Origin of the sequence: Micromonospora sp. NPDC049060 (genome assembly GCF_040649055.1) — a bacterium.
GTDB lineage: Bacteria > Actinomycetota > Actinomycetes > Mycobacteriales > Micromonosporaceae > Micromonospora > Micromonospora reichwaldensis.
The window spans coordinates 1-4,214 of the sequence record NZ_JBEZEV010000041.1 but is presented as its reverse complement, the minus strand read 5'-3'; the positions used below and the strand labels follow the sequence as shown (position 1 = coordinate 4,214).

At 70.1% G+C, this 4,214-nt stretch carries 4 protein-coding genes; 1 reads left to right on the top strand and 3 read right to left on the bottom strand.

The features are described from left to right. Positions 1-122: 122 nt before the first annotated feature. The 3 genes from AB0B83_RS16780 to AB0B83_RS16770 all read right to left on the bottom strand — a co-directional run bounded on the left by AB0B83_RS16780 (position 123) and on the right by AB0B83_RS16770 (position 2,677). On the bottom strand, positions 123-590 hold the full coding sequence (locus AB0B83_RS16780; protein WP_357578951.1) for a hypothetical protein: 468 nt from the start codon (positions 588-590) through the stop codon (positions 123-125). Positions 591-734: 144 nt separating this feature from the next. After that, entirely contained in the window at positions 735-1,379 is a 645-nt protein-coding gene (locus tag AB0B83_RS16775) for a response regulator transcription factor (protein WP_357578950.1), read from the bottom strand. A gap of 35 nt (positions 1,380-1,414) precedes the next feature. Next, positions 1,415-2,677, bottom strand: coding sequence for an ATP-binding protein (locus AB0B83_RS16770; protein ID WP_357578949.1), 1,263 nt, complete (start codon positions 2,675-2,677; stop codon positions 1,415-1,417). A gap of 917 nt (positions 2,678-3,594) precedes the next feature. Here AB0B83_RS16770 and AB0B83_RS16765 point away from each other — a divergent pair. After that, on the top strand, positions 3,595-4,200 hold the full coding sequence (locus AB0B83_RS16765; RefSeq protein ID WP_357578948.1) for a transposase family protein: 606 nt from the start codon (positions 3,595-3,597) through the stop codon (positions 4,198-4,200). Positions 4,201-4,214: the final 14 nt, after the last annotated feature.

Below are 4,214 nucleotides of genomic sequence, written 5' to 3'. Positions count from 1 at the left end.
AGCCACACCAGATCACTTAACCGGGAAAGCCGGCGACCGGCCCGATGCCGCGCACCGGTCGTGCCGACCCTTTCCGGGGGCCACCCCCGCACCCGTCAGCAGCGGGTCGCCGTGGCATCAGCTCAGCCGCGGGTGACCGTGACCTCGGCGGTGAAGGCGCCGCTGCCGTTGCCCGGCGCGTCGTCGTTGATCCGCAGGTACAGCGCGCTACCGGAGCCGTAGTAGGTGAACGTCGTGCCGGTCCCGGCGTACCGGTAGTTGCCGTTGGACTTGGCCAGCAGCGAGAAGGCGCGGGCGTTCGACATCGGGAACTTCGAGTCGCCGGCCATGTTCGTCCAGCCCTGCGGCCCGTTGTTCCCGGTGAACCACACGCCGGACCAGATCGACCCGTAGGCGCTGATCTGGACCCGGTCGCCGTCCTGCAACCAGCAGCCGGAGTTGACGTCGTACGACGCTTCCTCGACCTGCTTGGTCTCCTGGCAGACGACGGTGCTGGTGGTCGCCGCCTGTGCCGGCGTCACGCCGACCAGCGCGCTGCCTGCCACGGCCGCCGCCACCGCGAACCGGGCCGACACCTTTGCGAACCTCACGTTGTCCCCCTCCGATTGCTTGCCCTTCCTGATCAACAGTAGGAATCCGGAGGTCAGGGCGCCTCAGTGCCAGCACGTAATTGATGTCGTCCAGGCGTCACTGTCGGCCCGGAGGCGTCGCTGTCGGCCCGGGGCGGTCCGCGGTCACTCGGCCAGGAAGGTCACCACCGCAAGCACCCGCCGGTGGGTGTCCGGCTCGTCGGCCAGCCCGAGCTTGGCGAAGATGCTGCGTACGTGGGTCTCGACCGTGCGCTCGGAGAGGTGCAGGTCGGCGGCGATGCCCAGGTTGGCCCGACCGGCCGCCATCCGGGCCAGGATCTCCCGCTCGCGCGGCGACAGCAGGCCGACACCACCCGCCACGCGAGGACGGCGCAACAGCCGCTCGACCACGATCGGGTCGATCGCCGTGCCTGCCGCCGCGACCTCACGCACGTCCCGAAGGAACCCGGCGACGTCGGTGATCCTGTCCTTGAGCAGGTAGCCGACCCCGCCGCCGGGCTCCTGGAGCAGGGCCAGAGCCTCCCGGTGCTCCAGATGCTGGGACAGCAGCAGCACGGCGACACCGGGGTGACGACGGCGTACGGCCAGCGCGGCGCGGACGCCCTCCACGGTGAAGCTGGGCGGCATGCGGATGTCGACGATCGCGATGTCCGGCTGGTGCTCGGCGACAGCGGCGAGCAGCTGCTCGCCGTCGCCGACCTCAGCCGCGACGGTGATGCCGTGCCGCTCAAGCAACAGTGCCAGGCCGCTGCGCAGCAGTACGGAGTCGTCGGCCAGAACCGCCCGCACACCACCGTCCCGAGCGGCACCCGACAAGGCCCGGGTCATGACGCCGCGAGGGGCATGACGGCGCGTACCGCCGTGCCACGCCCCCGGGTGCTCGACACCCGCAGGGTCCCGCCGCACGACTCGACACGCTCCCGCAGGCCGTGCAGCCCACCGCCCGGCACCGCGAGCGCGCCGCCGATCCCGTCGTCGTGGACGGTGACCTCGACCCGGCCCCCGCTGGCGGCGAGCGTGACGGACACCTGGCCCGCTTGGGCGTGCTTCTGGCTGTTCGTCACCGCCTCCATCGTGACGAAGTAGGCGGCGACCGCGACCGGTTCGGGAAGCGTGAGGTGGCTGACCCGATCGTCGACCAGGACGGGGACCGCGGCGCGCTCGGCGATGGCGGCCACCGCCCCGGAGAGGCCGTGGCACACCAGGGCCGCCGGGTTCATGCCCCGGACGAGGTCGCGCAGATCGGCGATCGCCTGCTCGACCTCCGCCGCGCCGCGCGCGACCAGGGCGGGATCCTCCTGCCGCAGCATCATGGCGGCGACGAGCAGCCGCTGTTGCACTCCGTCGTGCACGTCACGCTCCACCCGGCGGCGCTCCCGGTCGCGAGCCCGGATCAGGTGGCGGCGCTCGGCGCGGTGCATGCTGAGCGCGGCCCCGACCGGGATCAGCGCCGCACCGAGGGCGTAGAGCGTGGTCGGCCAGTGCCCGGAGCCGTAGGCGACGGTGCTCAGCATCGCCGTGCACAGGCCGTTCACTGCCAACGCGGCCCAGAACGGGGCGTACACGTGCCGTTCGGCGCGGTCGGCCCGGCGGTACCGCACGATGAACAGCCCGGCGAGGAACGCGCCGACCAGCGGATAGGACCACGCCCGCAGGTGCAGCAGGTGACCGGTGCTCAGCGTCCCGGCCACCATGGCCCCGGCGACGAGCACCGGCCAGTACGCGTAGCCGGCCGCGGCGACGAGCCGCTCCCACCGTCCCCGCAGTCGGCCCGACGACACGACGAGACCGGCGTGCAGGTGCATCGGGTCGTGCACGATGCTCAGCATCATGGCGGCGGTGAACAGGGCGGGCAGGGTGACGCGACCCCAGGCGTCCAGCAGCCACACCAGGCCGCAGACCACCAGCAGCGGCCCGATGCGGTTGTCGGGGCGCTCCCGCCACAGCCGCAGTCCGACCTCGACGTGCAGGACCCCGGTGACGGCGAGGCAGGCCAGCTCCCAGGGATCCGTCCAGTACAGCGCCAGCAGCGGTCCGCACAGCAGCGTCGCGGTCGCGACGCGCAGCGGCCACCGTAGAAGTTCCATGGATCATGATGTTGCCGCGTGGCCGCAAGCATCGGTGAACGTCCGTCGGTAGCCCGACTCACGGCCATCGGTTGTCGGCTTCCCTATGGCGTTCCTCGACGTACCGTGGGGCAGCTCTTTCCGCTACTTCCAGCGGAATTGATCTAGGGCCGGGGCGTTGTCGATCAAACCGGACGACCACGTTCGTGAGCTGCGGCTATGCCTGCTAAGGATGGTCAACGATGGTCACCGTTGGTTTCCCTTCGACGGCCTGGACACGGCCTGATCTTGGCCCGCCTCGGTGCCTCCCCCTGCGCCCCTTAGCCATCCCGTCGGCCTTCGTCCGCACCCCGTGGAGTGGATGGGGCCTGCCCGGTCAAGGTCGTTCAGACGTAGGGTGCTCACCTTGACCGGGCAGGCCCCATCCACTCGGCTCTGCCCGGACCAACCATCCCGGAGTGCCTGAGCGCCCCGCCGGAGCACGCCCTTTCGGCCACCCGTCAACAACGAAGCCCCGGAACTGCCACTACCCATGGCGGCCCGGGGCTTCGTCGTATGTCGCGCCGCCGGCGGGCTATCACCGACGCGCTGGCGGCCGAAGGCCAGAGGCGCGGTGGCGGGCCTTCGGCCCGGCCCAGGTTCGGCGGCGCGAGCGGCCCGCGACGCGGACCGCCTTGATCTCGTACAGAAACTTCTCACAAAGGGAGGAACTCCGACGATGTCCTCCGACGAGGAACTCCGACGCATCTCCGGCGTGCACCTCGGGCTGGAAGTGAAGTACTCCTACTGCCGCCTGCTGGCGATCACTACTGAGCCTTTTCCAACCTGATCTTGCAGGTCAGCACGGGTAGGCGGGGGCCGTAGATCGATGAGGGCGAGGCTCCAGGTAAGACAGCAAATCGACCAAAACCCGATGCCCCAACACGGGAGCCTCGCCTGTGCTGTCTTACCCGTCCACGATCTCGTTGTCCAGCCGAACCCTGAACCACCTCGCTGACCGTATCCGCAGCCACCGCAACCAGCGTCGATCCAGGTGGCGGCGCCTCGACGCGGGACGGCAGGCACTGCTCGCCCTGGCTCACCTGCGCAACGGTGATACCTACACCCGCCTCGCTGCCGGGTTCGCCGTCGGCGTGAGCACCGCATGGCGGTACGTGCAGGAAGCGATAGCCCTGCTCGCGACGACCGCCGACGACCTGGCCACCGCCATGCACCGGATCCGCCGGCTGGCGTACGCGATCCTCGATGGCACCCTGATCCCGATCGACCGGGTCGCCGAGCAAAAACCGTACTACTCCGGGAAACACAAGCGGCACGGCGTGAACGTGCAGGTCATCGCCGACGCGGCGGGCCGCCTCGTCTGGGCTTCGCCGGCACTGCCCGGTTCGGTCCACGACCTGACCGCAGCCCGGACCCACGGCATCATCGAGGCGCTGACCAGTGAAGAGGTGATGACCTTCGCTGACAAGACATCCGATGGGCGTAACTGTCAAGCTGCGGCGAGGGCTCCGGCCGGAATCGGGAAGGCTGTCGCTTCTCGGTAATGCTCTCGTGTCTT